The organism is Streptomyces sp. NPDC088246 (assembly GCF_044741025.1).
Lineage (GTDB): Bacteria > Actinomycetota > Actinomycetes > Streptomycetales > Streptomycetaceae > Streptomyces.
In genome coordinates this window covers 451,567-467,770 of the sequence record NZ_JBIURV010000003.1, presented here as the reverse complement: position 1 = coordinate 467,770, position 16,204 = coordinate 451,567, and the positions used below count along the sequence as shown (strand labels likewise).

Sequence of the window (16,204 nt, the reverse complement as noted above, 5' to 3'; positions counted from 1 at the left end):
CCGACCGGGCGGCCACGCCCTGGCACGCACGCTTCCCGCGTTGTCGTCAGTCACCGACTCCCCCATAGCTGAAGGCATGGGGGGGACCCCCTTCGCGTCGACTCCCTCCTCCGCCTTGGAATCGCACGCACCAGGCCGCGTCCGCTATCCGACCGGAGGTCACCCGACAGGCTCTCAGCCCCGGTCCAGATAGGCGAGCACCGCGAGAACACGGCGGTTGTCGTCGTCGGACGGCGGCAGGCCGAGCTTCCCGAAGATGTTCGAGGTGTGCTTGGCCACCGCCCGCTCCGTGATCACCATCTGCGAGGCGATCGCCGCGTTCGAACGACCCTGTGCCATCAGCTCCATGACCTCCAGCTCACGCGGAGTCAGCCCTCCCATCGGCTTGTCCTGCGAGCGCCGCGACAGCAACTGCGAGATCACCTGCGGGTCCATCGCGGTGCCGCCCGCGGCGACCCTGCGTACCGCATCGATGAACTGCTCCGCGTCGAAGACCCGGTCCTTGAGCAGATAGCCGATGCCCCCGTTGCCGTCCGCCAGCAACTCGCGCGCGTACAGCTGCTCCACATGCTGCGAGAGCACGAGCACCGGCAGCCCCGGCCTGGACCGCCGGGCCGCCAGCGCGCACTGCAGGCCCTCGTCCGTGTGGGACGGCGGAAGCCGGACGTCGACGACCGCGACGTCCGGCTCCAACTCGGCCAGGGCCCGGGTCAGTTCGGGCCCGGTCTCCACAGCTGCCGCGATCTCGAAGTCGTACGCCTCCAGCAGGCGCACCAGCCCGTCGCGCAGCAGGAAGAGATCTTCGGCTAGGACAACTCGCAAGGGATCTCCATGGTCACCATGGTGGGACCGCCCGCGGGGCTGCTGACGGCCATGATGCCGTCGAATGTACCGAGTCGGCGTTCGATTCCGCTCAGGCCCGAGCCGGATCCGACCGCCGCACCGCCCCTGCCGTTGTCCGTGACGGAGACCCGCAGCAGGGCGTCCGCGTGGTGGATGTCCACCCAGACGCGGTCGGCCCCCGAGTGCTTGGCGGCGTTCGTCAGCGTCTCGCTCACCGCGAAGTACGCGGCCGACTCGATCGCGGCGTCCGCCCGGCCGCTCAGCTCCACCCGGACCTCCGACTCGAAGGGCAGCCGCAGCGCCAACGCCCTGACCGCGTCCCCGAGTCCGCGTTCGGCGAGGACCGGCGGGTGAATGCCCCGGACCAGATCGCGCAGTTCCGTGAGGGCTTCGGCCGATGACTCGCGGGCCATGGAGAGGAGTTTCTTCGCCTGCGCCGGATCCTTCTCGATGAGCGCCTCCACGGTGCCCAGGTTCATGCCCATGGCGACCAGCCTGGCCTGCGCACCGTCGTGCAGGTCGCGCTCGATGCGCCGCAGTTCGGAGGCGGCGGTGTCCACGGCCTCGTGCCGGGTCTCGGTCAGGCGGTCGATGCGCCGGGCCAGTTCCTGCTCCTGGGTGGGGGCCAGCATCGCGCGGGCGATCACGAAGTGCAGCCGCAGCAGCGGTTGGCCGACCAGCAGACCGATCGCGAAGAACACCACACCGAGCGCGGCGGCGGCAAGGCCCGTCGCCTGGCTGTCGACCGGCACGAACGCGAACCAGTAACGGTCGTCGGTGAAGACCCGCCACAACCCGGCCGCCAGGACGAAACCCTCCAGCGGATACAGCATCAGCGCCGAGGCCAGGACCGCCACCACATAGCCGGCGGTCATGTCGACCAGCAGCCACTGGATGTCACGCCAGGTCGCCGGGTCCTTCAGCAGCAGCGTGGTCCGCTCCACCTGCCCGGTGAAGCCGGAGCGCAGATCCTTCGGGAAGGGGCGGTACGGGACCGGGATACGGACGTCGCACCAGGTGACCGCGAGCATCCTGCGCCGGTTGGCGTGCTTGCGGACCAGCTCCAGCACGTAGGGGGTGGTGACCAGGCCGATGCCCAGCGGGATGAAGGCGATGGAGAGCACCGTCCATACGAAGAGGGTGATGGACGCCAGGCTGGCGATCGATACCACGACGCCCCGCCAGGCTGCCGGCAGCGCGCCCCGTGTCCGGGTCCGTATCGCGTTCATCTCGGTCCGTCTTCCCTCGCCGGGCCCTCGTGCCGGACCCGTCCGAAGACAGTCTCACCCGGCCGGCTCCCCGGGTGTCAGCCGTTTCGCCACCCGGGCGGGGGTGTACCCAGCACCACCCTGCCGACCTCGCCCTACGGCTCCGCGAGAGGGGGCTTCGGCGGCTGGGGCGGGCGGCGTCCCGTTCCTAGATTCATCGACGACGCATTCGACGTCGACTTCTACGCACTTCCTCCTGCTTCCTGGCACTTCTTCCACTTCCATCTGATTCCGTCTGACTTCTGGGGGCGAACACGCCATGAGACGCAACCTCGCGGCACGCATCGGTGTGTGGAGCGCACACCACCGCAAGACCGCCATTCTCGGCTGGCTGCTCTTCGTCGTGCTCGCCACGGGCATAGGCGGCGCATCCGGTCTGGTCGAGATGTCCGACTCGGAGAACGCCGCGGGTGACTCGGCGCGGGCCGAAAAGATCCTCGACGACGCCGGGCTGGGGCAGCCCGCCGGCGAGCTGGTCATGGTGTCCACCGCGAAGGCGGGTGACTGGCAGGACGTCGCCCGCGAGGTCTCCGCCGCCATCGGGAGGACCGGCGAGGTGGCGAACCTCGCGGCGCCGGTCCCTTCCGAGGACGGCAAGGACGCGCTGATCACCTTTGACATGAAGGGGGACGCGGCGACGGCACCGGACAGGGTGCAGCCCGTGCTCGACGCCGTGTCCGCAGTCCGCGCGGACCACCCCGACGCCACCATCCACCAGTTCGGCGAAGCCAGTGCCGGGAAGTGGCTCGGCGACCTGCTCTCCGAGGACTTCAAGAAGGCCGAGTTCACCGCCGTACCCCTGGCCCTGGGCATTCTGCTGGTAGCCTTCGGCGCCGTCGTCGCGGCGCTGCTTCCCGTCGGGCTGGCACTGACCGCGTGCATGGCCGCCTTCGGACTGCTGTCGCTCGCCAGCCACCAACTGCACCTGTTCCAGACCACGTACTCCGTGATGTTCCTGATGGGCTTCGCCGTCGGCGTCGACTACTGCCTCTTCTACCTGCGGCGCGAGCGCGACGAGCGGGCGGCGGGACGCGATGCCGAGACGGCGCTGCGGATCGCGGCGGCGACCAGCGGCCGGGCCGTGCTCGTCTCCGGGCTCACGGTCATGGTCGCGATGGCCGGCATGTTCCTGTCCGGACTGATGCTCTTCAAGGGCTTCGCCCTCGCCACGATCATCGTGGTCTTCATCGCGATGCTCGGCTCGGTGACGGTGCTGCCCGCGCTGCTGTCCTGGCTGGGCGACCGGATCGACGCGGGACGTGTGCCGTTCCTCAACCGGCGGGGGAGCCGACGCGACAACCGGCGCGCACGCACCGGTGGCGGGGGCGTCGGCACGGTGCTGAAGCCCGTCCTGTCCAGGCCGAAGATCTTCGCGGTCGCCTCGGTCGTCGTGCTGCTCGCCCTGGCCGCGCCCGCCCTCGGCATGAAGACCGAACAGCTGGGCCTGGAGAAGCAGTTCGGCTCGGACTCGCAGCTGTCGGTCGCCTACCGGCAGATCGACGAGAGCTTCCCCGGCGGCCCCGCTCCGGCGCGAGTGGTGGTCAAGGCCGAGAACATCGACGCGCCCGCGCTGCGCAAGGCCTTCGACGGCTTCGACGAGGTGACCGTCCACAAGGCGCAGAACGTCGCCGAGATCGAGGTGCCGCTCCCCGACGGCGAAGCCGGCCTTTCCGAGCTGCGCAAGGAGCGGCTGCCCGCCGCGTTCGACGGGACCGGGGCCCAGGTGTACGTGACCGGGGAGATCGCCGGGTCCGTCGACTTCAACGACCAGCTGAAGCGCGGCATCGTCCCCGTCTTCGCCTTCATCACGGCGGTGACCTTCCTGCTGATGCTGTTCTGCTTCCGCTCGTACGTCATCGCCGTGACCTCGATCCTGCTCAACCTCCTCTCCGTGGCCGCCGCGTACGGAGTGATGGTCGCCGTCTTCCAGCACGGCTGGGGGGCCTCGCTGATCGGCTCGGAGGGGGTCGGCGCGATCGAGGCGTGGATTCCGCTGTTCGTCCTGGTCGTCCTGTTCGGACTCTCCATGGACTACCACGTGTTCGTGGTCTCCCGGATCCGTGAGGCCCGCGACCGCGGTCTGCACACCCGGGCCGCGATCGACGAGGGCATCCGGCGGACGGCGGGTGCGGTGACCGGCGCGGCCGTGATCATGGTCGCGGTGTTCGCGGTCTTCGGGACGCTGTCGATGCAGGACATGCAGCAGATGGGCGTCGGCCTCGCCGTCGCGGTGCTGCTGGACGCCACGATCGTACGGATGGTCCTGCTGCCCTCCGTGATGGCGCTGCTCGGGGAGCGGAACTGGCGGACCCCGCGCGGACTGACCCGACTGCCGGGCCTGGAGCACGGCGAGCCGGAGACGGGCGAGGTTCCGGTGGGCGCGGGGGCAGGGGCGCGGGGCTGACCGGCCGCCCGGCGCACGGGAGCGGCCCTGGTCCGGTACGTACCGGACCAGGGCCGCTCCCATGCGTTCAGCGCCGTCAGGGGGCGTACTTGTAGCCGACACGCCGCACCGTCTGGATCGACCGGCGGTGCTCGACGCCCAGCTTGCGGCGCAGCCGGGCGACATGGACGTCCACGGTGCGTCCGTCGCCCACATGTCCGTAGCCCCAGACCGTGGTCACCAACTGGTCTCGGGTGTGCACCCGGTGAGGGTGTGCGACCAGATGGGCGAGCAGCTCGAACTCCAGGAAGGTGAGGTCGAGCGTGTTCCCGTCCACCGTCGCGGTGCGCTGTACGGGGTCGATGCGTACCGGACCCGCGGACGGGTCCTCCACCGGCGACGGCACCACGTACTGGGCGGCCGCGGCGGCAGCGGCGGTGACGGCCGGCTGCTGATCGGCCGGTACGAGCACCAGGTAGCCGATCATCGGCGGCCGGCCCGGCAGCGCCGGAACGGTGTGCTGGGGTGCGGGCAGCCAGGTGGCACCCGGCGGCAGGAACTCGGCCACATCGGCCGGCTGGACGATTTCATCGGGCTCGACGGCGCGCAGCCGGTGGCGGTTGGGGGAGAGGGAGCGGGCGGAGGTGGTGGCCGCAGCGGTCGCCGAAGGCGCCGCGGTGGCAGCGGCTGCGGCGGAGAAGGTACGAGTGTTCGCCATGAGGGTCAGCTCTTTCGCGCGAAGGAGTCGTCGATGGACGGACTTGCTTGCGTGCGCGCGGACCGAAGGCCGGGTGAGCGGCTTTAGAGGGCCTGCGCGTTCAACGCGCGGCAACACACCCGGTCGAAGTCGTGGTGCTGACGGGACGGCCAGAACGGTTCGAGGTCGCTGCGACCTGTCGAGGTGTACTGGATGCTGGCCATGCCCCCCATTGAACCAGAGAACGCGACGGCGCAGCAGGCCTCTCCCACTCGTCGATACGGACCCTTTGCGTTACGTTCCTCACCTCGGGCTGCCGCAACCGATGAGCCGCCATCCGCCCCGCCCTTCAGCCAGCAGCGGTTACCGGATCACCTGCTCCTCGTATGTTCCGTCGAGCAGTTCCCGTAGGCGTGCTCGAACGCCGCCCAGTCCACGTCGTCCAGCTCGTCCAGTCGCCTCGGCATGCGCGTGACGCTACGACGGGGGGCGCCCACCTGGTCGGGTGGGCGCCCCCTCGTGCGGACGGCGGAACGGGATCAGACCCGGCCGGCCTTCTCCAGCGCGGTGCAGCAGGTGTCCACGATCAGCCGCGTGACGACGTACGGGTCGACGTTGGCGTTCGGGCGGCGGTCCTCGATGTAGCCCTTCTGGTCCTGCTCGACCTGCCACGGGATACGGACCGAAGCGCCGCGGTCGGAGACGCCGTAGCTGTACTCGTTCCACGGGGCGGTCTCGTGCAGACCCGTCAGACGGTCGTCGATGCCCGCGCCGTAGTTCTTGACGTGGTCCATCGGCTTCGAGCCCTCACCCAGGGACTCGCACGCGGTGATGATCGCGGCATAGCCCTCGCGCATCGCCTTGGTGGAGAAGTTGGTGTGCGCACCCGCGCCGTTCCAGTCGCCCCTGACCGGCTTCGGGTCGAGGGTCGCGGAGACGTCGAAGTCCTCGGCGGTGCGGTACAGCAGCCAGCGGGCGATCCACAGCTGGTCGGAGACCTCCAGCGGGGACAGCGGGCCGACCTGGAACTCCCACTGGCCGGGCATGACCTCGGCGTTGATGCCGCAGATGCCGAGGCCCGCCTCCAGGCAGTTGTCGAGGTGCTTCTCGACGATCCCGCGGCCGAAGATCTCGTCGGCGCCGACACCGCAGTAGTAGCCGCCCTGCGCGGCCGGGAAGCCGCCCTCGGGGAAACCGAGCGGGCGGTGGCCGTCGAAGAAGGTGTACTCCTGCTCGATGCCGAAGATCGGCTCCTGGCCGGCGAACTGCTCGGCCACCGGACGCAGCACAGCACGGGTGTTGGACTCGTGCGGCGTCATGTCGATGTTGAAGACCTCGCACAGGACGAGAACGTCGTCGCCGCCGCGGATCGGGTCCGGACACATGAAGACCGGCTTCAGCACCCGGTCGGAGGCGTGGCCCACGGCCTGGCTGGTGCTCGAACCGTCGAAGCCCCAGATCGGCAGCTCCGCGACATCCTGCGACGGGCTCCCGGCCATGATCTTCGTCTTCGAACGGAGCTTGGCGGTCGGCTCGGTGCCGTCGATCCAGATGTACTCAGCCTTGAACGTCACGGAAGTCATCCTTTGCGGGTGCTGCGGTGCTGCGGTCCGGTCTACGCAGCGCAGCTTCGCAAGACGCGATTTCCCGTCCGTTGCCCGAATGTGAACCCCGTGTTACCGAGGTTTCCCGCGTTGTGCGCGGGCCCTGAACAGCGACCGTTCACGCGCGGGCCCTGAGCAACGACTCGAAACCGGCGGCACGGATCCGGCGCACCAGTTCCTCCTCGGTGGTGCCCAGCGCCACGGCCGCCTGCGCGAGCCGCCAGTCCGCGTCGGAGAGCCGGTGCAGCAGATGCCCACGCCTGATCTGGGCCTCGGACAGCCGGAACGTCTTCAGATACGCGACCTGCCCCTTGTGATCGGTGATCGTCTCACCGATGTGCTGACCCTCCCCATTGCGCAGGAACGGCGGCAGGAACCGCCACAGTGTGAACGAGCCCATCCGGTACACCCGGTCGAAGGCGTACGAGGTGTCCAGCAGCTCACGCGCGAACAGAGTGTCGTGCGCCTCGGCCCACTCCCGCTCCTGCGCCCGCGCCGCCGCCCGAAGAGCGGCGAGCGTCCGCAGATGCGGTCCGTCGGAAATCCGCGCCGCGAACTCCGCCACCGGCGCGCCGTACAGCGCGTACTGGTGGACCAGTTCCCCGTACAGATCCTGTACGAGCGAAGGGTGCAGCAGACGGTAGTCGTCCGGGTGCGGCAGAACGAAGGCGGCAGCGAGCGCATCGGCCGCGTACACCATCACCCCGCACTGGCCGGGATGGATCTCGAAGGCCCGCAGCGCGTCGCCGAGCCCGCGCACCGACCACCCCATGTACGCGTCCTCGGCACGCGGCGAAAGCCCGTCGCGCAGCGCCTGCCGCGACCACTCCTCCCAGGCGACCGCGGGGCCACCGAAATGCAGGGCGAGATAGCCCTCCATCGCGAGGTGCAGCGGCAGGAAGCGCAGCCGGTCGCCCGGCTGTCGCTTGGCCATGCGGTGGTGGCGGTTGCGCTGGAGCCGAGCGGTCCGGGGCGGCGGGTTCCCGGGCGAGTCGCCCGCGCCCAGCTGCGTACCGTACGCGGCGGACCGGGCGCCCTCGCCGGACCAGTCGGCGACGAAGCCGTGCGGGATGTACGAGGTGTAGTGCGTGCGCGGACCGACGTCCACGACGCCGTTCCCGTAGCCCGTGTAGATCTCCCGGTGCAGCCGAAGCCCCTCGACCGGCTCCTCGCGCACCAGCGGCACCAACCGGATGCCGCCCCACACCTGGGCGGGGCGGGCGGCGAGCCCGGCAAGTTCAAGCCTGTTCACGATGCGGCTCCCGCCTTCTCCCCACTGACGAAACGTGCCACCTGCCGGTCCAGATAGGCGTACAGGGCCGCCGGTCCCGTGCGTCCCTCGGCGAACTGCGCGATCTCCACCAGCGCCGGCAGATCCTCCGCGTCCCGGATCCCGGCCGTGGGCACGCCCTTCGCGAGGCGCCGCACATCGAAACCGTCCGCGTCGTATACGGGGTTCACATGAACCACAGCAGTTCGCCGGTCCGGATCGAGCCGGGTCCGCCACACCCGCAGCACCTCGCCCGCGAGTCCGGGCGGCGCGTTGTCCCAGCCGTCCGAGACGATGACCAGCCGGTCCGGGCCGTGCTCCAGGGCATCCAGTACGCGGGTGCCGAGCGGGGTCGGGCCCCAGGGCCTGACCAGCAGCGGATCTGTGCCGCCCGAGGTCCACAGCGGGATGTACGCGCCCGGCGCGGCCAGCGCCTCCAGCAGGAAGTGGCAGGCCAGCGCCACGGCCAGCGGACGGCGCCGCTTCTCGCCCGACCCGGACGACGAGTAGCTGTCGTCCAGCACGGCGGCGACCCGGCCCCAGCTACCGGCGTGCGGGCCCGCCGCTCGGCGGGCGGCGGTCCGCAGGGCATGGGTCAGCTCCTTGCGGTGGAGCCCGCGCACATCGAAGCCGAGCGACAGGACGTACAGGGCGAGCCGGGTCAGCGGCATCACCGTCAGGTCGATATCCGTGGGCAGCCGCACGTCGTCTCCGGTGCTGCGCTGCCCCTGGGTCCGCAGTCGCTCCAGGCGGGTCATCCGGGGCACCATCCGCTCCAGGAACACCTCGCGCTTCATCCCGTGCCGGGCGGCGAAGCCCTCGGCCACGGTGAACGGCAGCTCGTCGACGGCGCCCTGCTCGTAGTGGGCGCGCCGCCACGCGTCGAGCAGCTGGTGCCGGTAGCGCGGCCGCCGCCCCGGCCGGAACAGGAAATCCCCGGTCTCGCCCGGCTCACCGGGCCCGCCGAACCGGAGGTGGACATGGCGGGCGGCGGTCTTCAGACCTGCGCGGTACTTCACGGCGTCGTGCGCCGGATCCGGCCGGGCGGCCAGCCAGTCGCGCATGATCGCGCGGGTGCGCCGGTTGTTCACCTTGGCCCCGCGCAGCGCCCGGAACAGCCGGTACACGCGCTGCGGCGGCAGCTTCGCCAGCCGGGCGGCGATCAGCCGGCCCTCGGTGCGCTTCTCCTCGGCGGTCGCGTCGGCGGCGCTCTCCAGCAGGCCCTGGGCGATGCGCACGGCGTTGTGGTCGTTGATGTCGAGGGCGAGCGCGGCGGCGTACACCCGGCGATAGTTGACCCGTACGTACTCATGGAGGAAGTCCAGCGAAAGCCGCTGTTGATACGCCGTCGAGCGGAACTCACGCTGTCCGGTCGCGGTGATCGCCGCGTTGACGAAGAGGAGTACGTCCTCGGCCGCGACGAGGTCGGCACCGGTCCCGGTGCGAGTGGTCCCGGTGCTGGTCGTCATGGTTTCCCCCGTGGTGTCACGCGCCGCCGTACGCAGGGGCGGAGCGCCGGCCGGGGAATGGGGGCGCGAACAGCGAAATCACTGCTTCAGAGGCAAGTCCCGGAAGTCGCGCCGGAGTCCCGCGGCCGGCACCGCAAACGTAGCCACTGAAGCCCACTCTCCGCCAACTCAATACGGGAGTGGCCCGGCGAACCCGGCAGACTTGCCTCATGACGACACTTCCCGCGACCCCCCTGCGCATCGGCCTCGTCGGTACGGGCCCCTGGGCCCGGAACACCCAGGCCCCAGCCCTCGCCGCGCACCCCGGCGTCGCACTGAGCGGCGTGTGGGGCCGGCGCCCCGAGGCCGCGAACGCGCTGGCCGCCGCCCACGGCACCACGGCGTACACCGGTGAGGACGGCATCGACGAGCTCTTCGCAGCCAGCGACGCCATCGCGTTCGCCGTGCCGCCGGACGTCCAGGCCCCGCTCGCCGCCCGCGCCGCGGCCACCGGCCGCCATCTGCTGATGGACAAGCCGGTGGCGACCACCGTCGCCGGAGCCCGCGAGGTCGCCCGCGCCGCCGAGGAGAGCGGGGTCGCGTCCGTCGTCTTCTGCACCCTGCGGTTCGCGGCCGAGACGTCCACCTGGATCGCCGAACAGGCCGCTCTGGACGGCTGGTTCACCGCCCGCGCCGAGTGGATCGGTGCGCTGTTCGCCCCCGGCACGGCCAGCGAGTACGCCGCCTCGCCCTGGCGCCGCGAGAAGGGCGGCCTGTGGGACGTCGGCCCGCATGTCCTGTCGGTCCTGATCCCGGTGCTGGGCGACGTGACACATCTGACCGCGGCCCGCGGCCCGTCCGACACCACCCACCTGATCCTCCGCCACACCTCCGGCGCATCCAGCACGGTGACGCTCGCACTGGGGGCCCCGGTGGGCGCGGTAGGCACGGAGATCGAGCTCAAAGGCGAAGAGGGAGTCGCCACACTGCCGCGGTGGGGCGACGCGGTCGGTTCCTTCCGGGCAGCGGTGGACGCACTGATCGATTCGGTACGCACGGGGGAGCCGCATCCCTGCGACGTCCGGTTCGGACTACGCCTGACGGAACTGCTGGCCGAGGCGGAGAAGCAGGCGGGGGTATAGGGAGACGAGGCCTGGGGCCGGGCCGGGCCGGGCCGGTACGGGGAGGCGGCACGACCCGCCCCGTACGGGCTCCGCGGCTACATCAACCGAGTCCGGAGCCGCAGCCAGGCCTCCACCTCGGCCCTCAGTGCCAGGTCCTGCCCACCCCGGCGCAGTTGCTCACCGGCAGCCACGGAGAGAGCCTTGGCCTGACGGGACCTGTGGTGGACGGGGGACAGGCTCACGGAGTGTCCCCTCCGCCGCTCCGGCAGTCAGGGAACGATGGTGACCGCCTGGTGCGCGGCGGACAGGAAGCGCCGGACCGCGGCCGTCTCGCTCTCGTCGAACTCGCGCAGCACGGCCACCGTGCCGTCGATCAGCGGCCCGAAGAAGGACCGTCCCAGCTCCACCGCCCGTGGCGTCACGCTCAGCAGCACCCGTCGCCGGTCACGAGGATCACGTGTGCGTTCCAGGTGACCCAGGCGCTCCAGGCGGTCGATGACCGAGGTGGTGCCCGCCGAGTTGAGGCCGAGCTGGGCGCCGAGCCACCCGGCGGTGGCGTCCGTACCGGCCCGCTCGGCGTCCAGCAGGCAGATCAGGGCCCGCACATCGGTGGAATGCATGCCGTGCAGGGCCGCGAACTCGGCCTGGCGCAGACCGAATTCGACCGTCACCTTGCGCAGCAGATGGACGATCTCCATTTCGGGGCCTTCGTCGATCACCCCGGTCCCTCCCTCTCGACCCGCCGATATTATCTCGCTGAGCGAGACAATATCGGAAGGCATCCGACCGGGGAGGCATCCCATGACCACCACCACGTCATTCCTCGCTGCGTACGACAGAGTCCTGGCGGCCAAGTGGCCGGCCGGCACACACGGCAGCCGGGTTCCCACCTCGTACGGCATCACCCACGTCAACAGTTGCGGCCCCGAGGATGCTCCGCCCCTGGTGCTGCTGGCCGGTGGCGGTTCCACCTCCACCGTCTGGTACGCACAGGCCGCCCACCTGGGCCGCACCCATCGAGTCCATGCCGTCGACCTCATCGGTGACCCGGGGCGCAGCGTTGCGGGGGAGCGCCCGATCCGTACGGTGGAGGACCTGGTGACGTGGCTCGATGCGGTGCTGGACGGCCTGGACGTCGACGGCGGCGTGCTGTGCGGGCATTCGTACGGGGCCTGGATCGCCCTCCACTACGCCCTGCACGCGCCGCCCCACCGCGTCCGGAAGCTGATCCTCCTCGACCCGACCCAGTGCTTCGCCGGCTTCCGGCCCGGCTATCTGCTGCATGCGCTGCCGATGCTGCTCCGCCCCGGCGCGGAACGGACACGCACCTTCCTGGAGTGGGAGACAGGCGGAGCGGCGCTCGACCCGGCGTGGCTGCAACTGCGCTACGCGGCAGCCGGCTTCCCGTCCGCCCGTCCCGTCACCGGACCCCGCCCCGCACCCGAGGCCCTGGGCCGGCTGGACGTACCGACCCTGATTCTGCTCGCCGAAGCCGGCCGCGCCCACGACCCGGCCCGCGTTGCCGCCGCCGCGGCCCGGCTGCTTCCGCACGCGCAGACGGCGACGATTCCCGGCGCGACGCACCACACGCTGCCGCTGCACGAGCCGACGGCCGGCGAACTGAACCGCAGGATCGAGGACTTCCTGATGACCCGGTAGCTCTCGCCGCGCGGGGTGCTCAGCGCTCCATGGCGTCCCGTACCGCCTCGTCCGTGCGCGCCACGACGGCGGTGCCGTCGTCCGCCGTGATGATCGGCCGCTGGATCAGCTTCGGATGCCCGGCGAGCGCCGAGATCCACCGCTCCCTCGAACCGGCCTCGCGCGGCCACTCCTTGAGTCCGAGCTCCTTCGCGTCCGCTTCCTGCGTCCGCGTGATGTCCCACGGCTCCAGCCCGAGCCGGTCGAGCACGGCCCGGATCTCGTCCGGCGACGGCACATCCTCCAGGTAGCGGCGGACGGTGTACTCGGCGCCCTCGGCGTCGAGCAGCTGCACCGCGCTGCGGCACTTGGAACAGGCGGGATTGATCCAGATCTCCATGGGGCCAACGATACGGGAGGGGCGGTGCGAAAGCCCTTCTGGCCAGCGACGATTGTCAGTGGTGGGCCGTAAAATAGAGGTAGTTCGTGAGGGTTTCACGACCGTGCCAGGAGGTTGCCCATGGCCGTTGCCGCAGTCACGACCAAGCCGCTCCACAAGCCCCTGCAGAAGAAGCCGCTCCCCGCGGGCCGGCCCCGCGAGTGGTACGTCTCCCACAATCGCCGCCTGAAGGCCATGCGCCTGGCGATCGCCCTGCTCGACACGGGCGTCTACTACCCGTCGACCGCGACCAACGACAAGATACGTACGACTGCCGAGCGCATCGGCATCCACCCGCCGTCCGACACGACCTGCCGCATGGTCCGCGCCCTGATCCGCTACGGCCGCTGACGGCTGACGATCGACTGCTCGCGTACGCGAAGCCTGTGCCTCCGGAAACCCCGGAGGCACAGGCACGTGCGACCGCACCCGGCTCAGAACCCGCTGCAGGTGGCAGTGGCAAAGGCCCCCCTCACGCCAGTACCAGCGCGACGGCCGGCACCACCCAGGGCCACTGCCGCCGACGGGGCGGTGGCTGCGGCTGGGTCCATGGCTGGTCCGGGATGCCGCCCGGGTCCGGGTCCTGGTCGCTCATGCCACCGGACTCGGCCGTCGCCCGGTACGCCGCGACTCCACCGGGCAGCCGCTCCCTGACGTACGACGTTCGCTCCGGCCCGGTCCATCACCCGTCCGGCGTGCATGGCATGCGGCCCCGCCCGCAGCCCCTTTGACTGGGGCGATGGGCCAGTACTGGGAGGCGCGATGACGAGGAAGGCCGCACAAGGTCTGTGGGCCGTACTGCTGACGACGGCCGTGATGTCGACGGCCGCCGCGTGTTCCGACGACGGCGGCAAGGCCTCCAGCACGGCGTCCAAAGCCGCCTCAGCCGCGGCGTCGGTGGCATCCAGGGGTTCCGACGTGGTGGCCTCGGCGACAGCCGCCGCGGGCGAGAAGCTGAAGGGCTTCAAGAACGGCGTGAACGCCAGGAGCGACGTCAGGCTGGGCACACCGAGCACCGGCCACGACGGCCGCGCCACCGCGAAGGTCACGGTGACCAACAGCGCCGACTCGGCGAAGTCGTACGCCGTGCAGATCAACTTCCGAGACCCGAGCGGCAATCTGCTCGACACAGTGGTGGTGACGGTCGACGACGTCGGCTCGAAGGCCTCCAAGGACGCGACGGCCCGCAGCAACCGCAAGCTGTCGGGCGACATCAAGGCCGACGTGGGAACCGCCCTGCGGCACTGATCGCAGATCGCGCTACAACTGCCCTCATTTCACGGGTGGTCACTACGCCGCGACCCACTGGAACCCTGCCAGGCAGCCCCGTCAGCAGTGGTTGTTCCGTCGTTCCCGTGAGGCCGGCCCCCGAAGCGCATACCACGGTGGAGCTGCACCCGGTGAGGCCGGCAGGAAAGCGCCGTCAGCTTGTTCTCGGTGCCGGTGCCGGGTTGCGGGATCTCGAGAATGATCCGCCGATCCGAGCAGTCGTCGACAATGAGCGCGCTCTCCTCCAGCACCATACGGCCGACGAAAGGATGGCGCACTTCCCGAGCGGTGGCATGGTGCCTTTCGATTTCGTGCTGCTGCCACCAATTGTGGAATTCCGGGCTGTGCTGGCTCAGCTCGCTGACCAGTGTGGTGAACCAAGGTTCGTGGACGTACGATCCGGTGGCCGCGCGGAACTTGGCCAGTACGGATCGGGCGCTCGGCTCCCAGTTCTGAATCAGTTCACGCATATAGCCGCCGAAGAACAGCCACAGCATGTGACGGTGTTCAGGGGGGATTTTGGTGAGATCGCCGTAGACATCGGTTCTTGCCTGATTCCAGGCAAGAATGTTGAATCGAGGACCGAGAACGAATGCCGGATGCGGATGCTGGCTGTCCAGGATGCGCTGGAGAGCCGGAGACACACCGTCCGCGGGAACGCTCGCGCTGGAACGGGCGTCACTGTTCGCCAAGGCCAGGAGATAGTCGCGCTCATCGGCGCTGAGGCGAAGGGCTTTGGCCAACGAATTGAGGACCTGGTCGGAGACCCGGATGTTACGGGCCTGTTCGAGGCGGGCGTACCAGCAGGCGCTGATCCCCGCAAGGTCGGCGACGTCTTCCCGCCGCAGGCCGGGGGTTCGCCGTGATGCTCGTGACGGAAGGCCGACCTCTTCCGGTTGAAGGGCCAGCCGTCGTGTTTTGAGGAAGTCCGCGAGCTCTGCTCGCCGTTGGTCGTAATTCATCCGTTGTTCCCTCTGCTGGGCGACTGTTGCGGATGGTTATTACCTGGGACCTCTACCCCCCCAGGATAGTCGGTTTCTGGATGCGCGCTCTGCGACGTGTGTGGAAGCTGCGTCGAACCGTTCTGCGGTGAGCAAGCCCTGCTACCGGCTCCGGACGGATGACCGGGGCTACAGCTGGGCTATAGCCGGATCACCATCTGCTGCGTGCTGCAATGCCGCAGGGCCCGGCGCCGCGACGTGGTCGCAGCACCGAGCCCTGTCACGTCCGGTCACACCACAAAGGGTCCGGCAGCGAGCTGACGGACCCTTCATGTGGGGTTGGGTCAGCGGTTCCCTCGCCCTTCTCCGCGGTTACCCTGCCCATGCTTCTTACCCTGCTCTTGCTTCTGGCCCTGGCCTTGCTTCTGGCCCTGACCCTGGCCCTGGCCCTGCTCCTGGGTTCGGGCGGTTTGGCTTTGGGTCTGGCCAGCCGGGAGTCCGGACCGAAGCTGCGCAAGCATGGCCGAGCAGCCGACGGTGGCTGCCACCTTGTTGTTGAATCCGGTGGCGTAATCCGCCCGGAAGGCCGCGCTCTTGTCCGCGTTGTTCTTGAACTGGTCGACCTTCTGCCTGCACGTTGCGTCGCCGTCGTTCTCCCCGGCGGCGAGCGCCTGCTCCCGATCGGCGGCTGTGCCCGGAACCTGTGTGCCGGTTCCCGGAGGAACCGTTGTGCCCGTCGTTGTGGGCGGCTTGACAAGGTTCAGGCAACCTTGTTGGTTCGCTCCCTCTTGGGCCGTAACGGTTTCGTCGGCCTTGACCACTGCCACTGCGCTGACCGCTCCGGCGCCGTCAGCGGTCGCAGTCGTGATCGCGCGTTTCCCGCTGAAGAAGGTGACCACTTGCCCAGCGGTGAAGCCGGCGCCCTTTATGGTCGCGCTCTCATTCGGGTCTTCGATTCCAGAAATCGAACAGGAGGATTTCGGAGCGATCGAAGGGTGTGAAGCGGCCCCCGATGCTGCACTCTTGCCAGGAGTTGCGGCGTGCGCCTCGGCGGAGATTGCTGGTGCCAGTGCGAGTGATGCACCCAGCGGGACGCCGACCAGGGCGAGAATTCGCTTCTTTCCTTGCATGAGATTCCCCTTTGTGATGGGTCCGAGCAAGAAAAAGCGTTGCATGAGCGCTGATGCGCAACAAGAGACCGCTCATCCTGGGAGTGGCAGTGTCAGGTTTATCCCGTGCGGTTGCGAATTCGGGGGCGACGCATTATTCGTCCAGGAAGA

Annotated in this window: 17 protein-coding genes; 5 read left to right on the top strand and 12 right to left on the bottom strand. The window is 69.7% G+C overall.

Annotated elements, in window-relative coordinates; genetic code table 11:
* Positions 1 to 174: 174 nt before the first annotated feature.
* Together ACIPEK_RS07280 and ACIPEK_RS07275 are read right to left on the bottom strand one after the other, a co-directional pair.
* Positions 175 to 822: a LuxR C-terminal-related transcriptional regulator gene (locus tag ACIPEK_RS07280; RefSeq protein WP_401991755.1), complete on the bottom strand. Its 648-nt coding sequence runs from the start codon at positions 820 to 822 to the stop codon at positions 175 to 177.
* Positions 807 to 2,072, bottom strand: coding sequence for a sensor histidine kinase (locus ACIPEK_RS07275; protein WP_401991752.1), 1,266 nt, complete (start codon positions 2,070 to 2,072; stop codon positions 807 to 809). The genes ACIPEK_RS07280 and ACIPEK_RS07275 overlap by 16 nt, the downstream gene beginning before the upstream one ends.
* Before the next feature lie 298 nt (positions 2,073 to 2,370).
* On the opposite strand from ACIPEK_RS07275, the gene ACIPEK_RS07270 reads away from it, so the two are divergent.
* Entirely contained in the window at positions 2,371 to 4,515 is a 2,145-nt protein-coding gene (locus ACIPEK_RS07270; RefSeq protein ID WP_383069365.1) for an MMPL family transporter, read from the top strand.
* Positions 4,516 to 4,591: 76 nt separating this feature from the next.
* Here ACIPEK_RS07270 and ACIPEK_RS07265 read toward each other — a convergent pair whose 3' ends face one another.
* The 4 genes from ACIPEK_RS07265 to ACIPEK_RS07250 all read right to left on the bottom strand — a co-directional run bounded on the left by ACIPEK_RS07265 (position 4,592) and on the right by ACIPEK_RS07250 (position 9,534).
* On the bottom strand, positions 4,592 to 5,212 hold the full coding sequence (locus ACIPEK_RS07265) for a winged helix-turn-helix domain-containing protein (protein ID WP_401991749.1): 621 nt from the start codon (positions 5,210 to 5,212) through the stop codon (positions 4,592 to 4,594).
* Between the two features lie 518 nt (positions 5,213 to 5,730).
* The gene (gene glnII, locus ACIPEK_RS07260) at positions 5,731 to 6,765 is read right to left on the bottom strand and encodes a glutamine synthetase (protein WP_401991746.1); all 1,035 of its coding nucleotides are present in this window, start codon (positions 6,763 to 6,765) and stop codon (positions 5,731 to 5,733) included.
* A 148-nt stretch (positions 6,766 to 6,913) separates the two neighbouring features.
* Complete coding sequence (locus tag ACIPEK_RS07255) at positions 6,914 to 8,047, bottom strand: ARPP-2 domain-containing protein (RefSeq protein ID WP_401991743.1); 1,134 nt, start codon at positions 8,045 to 8,047, stop codon at positions 6,914 to 6,916.
* Entirely contained in the window at positions 8,044 to 9,534 is a 1,491-nt protein-coding gene (locus ACIPEK_RS07250; RefSeq protein WP_401991741.1) for a hypothetical protein, read from the bottom strand. The genes ACIPEK_RS07255 and ACIPEK_RS07250 overlap by 4 nt, the downstream gene beginning before the upstream one ends.
* Before the next feature lie 209 nt (positions 9,535 to 9,743).
* Here ACIPEK_RS07250 and ACIPEK_RS07245 point away from each other — a divergent pair, with 209 nt between their 5' ends.
* Positions 9,744 to 10,655, top strand: a complete 912-nt coding sequence (locus tag ACIPEK_RS07245) for a Gfo/Idh/MocA family protein (RefSeq protein ID WP_401991738.1) — start codon at positions 9,744 to 9,746, stop codon at positions 10,653 to 10,655.
* Between the two features lie 77 nt (positions 10,656 to 10,732).
* Here the strand turns inward: ACIPEK_RS07245 and ACIPEK_RS07240 are convergent, their stop codons facing one another.
* Together ACIPEK_RS07240 and ACIPEK_RS07235 are read right to left on the bottom strand one after the other, a co-directional pair.
* Positions 10,733 to 10,879, bottom strand: coding sequence for a hypothetical protein (locus ACIPEK_RS07240; protein WP_401991735.1), 147 nt, complete (start codon positions 10,877 to 10,879; stop codon positions 10,733 to 10,735).
* A 27-nt stretch (positions 10,880 to 10,906) separates the two neighbouring features.
* Positions 10,907 to 11,356, bottom strand: a complete 450-nt coding sequence (locus ACIPEK_RS07235; RefSeq protein WP_401991732.1) for a MarR family transcriptional regulator — start codon at positions 11,354 to 11,356, stop codon at positions 10,907 to 10,909.
* An 82-nt stretch (positions 11,357 to 11,438) separates the two neighbouring features.
* Here ACIPEK_RS07235 and ACIPEK_RS07230 point away from each other — a divergent pair, with 82 nt between their 5' ends.
* Entirely contained in the window at positions 11,439 to 12,296 is an 858-nt protein-coding gene (locus ACIPEK_RS07230) for an alpha/beta fold hydrolase (protein ID WP_401991729.1), read from the top strand.
* 19 nt (positions 12,297 to 12,315) lie between these two features.
* Here the strand turns inward: ACIPEK_RS07230 and ACIPEK_RS07225 are convergent, their stop codons facing one another.
* Positions 12,316 to 12,675, bottom strand: coding sequence for an arsenate reductase family protein (locus ACIPEK_RS07225; RefSeq protein WP_114244178.1), 360 nt, complete (start codon positions 12,673 to 12,675; stop codon positions 12,316 to 12,318).
* A gap of 120 nt (positions 12,676 to 12,795) precedes the next feature.
* On the opposite strand from ACIPEK_RS07225, the gene ACIPEK_RS07220 reads away from it, so the two are divergent.
* Positions 12,796 to 13,065 (top strand): hypothetical protein, encoded by a 270-nt coding sequence (locus ACIPEK_RS07220; RefSeq protein ID WP_093897585.1) that lies wholly within the window; start codon positions 12,796 to 12,798, stop codon positions 13,063 to 13,065.
* A gap of 121 nt (positions 13,066 to 13,186) precedes the next feature.
* Here the strand turns inward: ACIPEK_RS07220 and ACIPEK_RS07215 are convergent, their stop codons facing one another.
* Positions 13,187 to 13,309 (bottom strand): hypothetical protein, encoded by a 123-nt coding sequence (locus ACIPEK_RS07215; protein WP_401991726.1) that lies wholly within the window; start codon positions 13,307 to 13,309, stop codon positions 13,187 to 13,189.
* Positions 13,310 to 13,476: 167 nt separating this feature from the next.
* Between ACIPEK_RS07215 and ACIPEK_RS07210 the strand changes: the two genes are divergently transcribed.
* Positions 13,477 to 13,962 (top strand): hypothetical protein, encoded by a 486-nt coding sequence (locus ACIPEK_RS07210; protein ID WP_401991723.1) that lies wholly within the window; start codon positions 13,477 to 13,479, stop codon positions 13,960 to 13,962.
* 29 nt (positions 13,963 to 13,991) lie between these two features.
* On the opposite strand, the gene ACIPEK_RS07205 is transcribed toward ACIPEK_RS07210, so the two are convergent.
* Together ACIPEK_RS07205 and ACIPEK_RS07200 are read right to left on the bottom strand one after the other, a co-directional pair.
* Positions 13,992 to 14,945, bottom strand: coding sequence for a helix-turn-helix transcriptional regulator (locus ACIPEK_RS07205; RefSeq protein ID WP_401991720.1), 954 nt, complete (start codon positions 14,943 to 14,945; stop codon positions 13,992 to 13,994).
* A gap of 323 nt (positions 14,946 to 15,268) precedes the next feature.
* Positions 15,269 to 16,054, bottom strand: coding sequence for a hypothetical protein (locus tag ACIPEK_RS07200; RefSeq protein ID WP_401991717.1), 786 nt, complete (start codon positions 16,052 to 16,054; stop codon positions 15,269 to 15,271).
* Between the last annotated feature and the right edge of the window lie 150 nt (positions 16,055 to 16,204).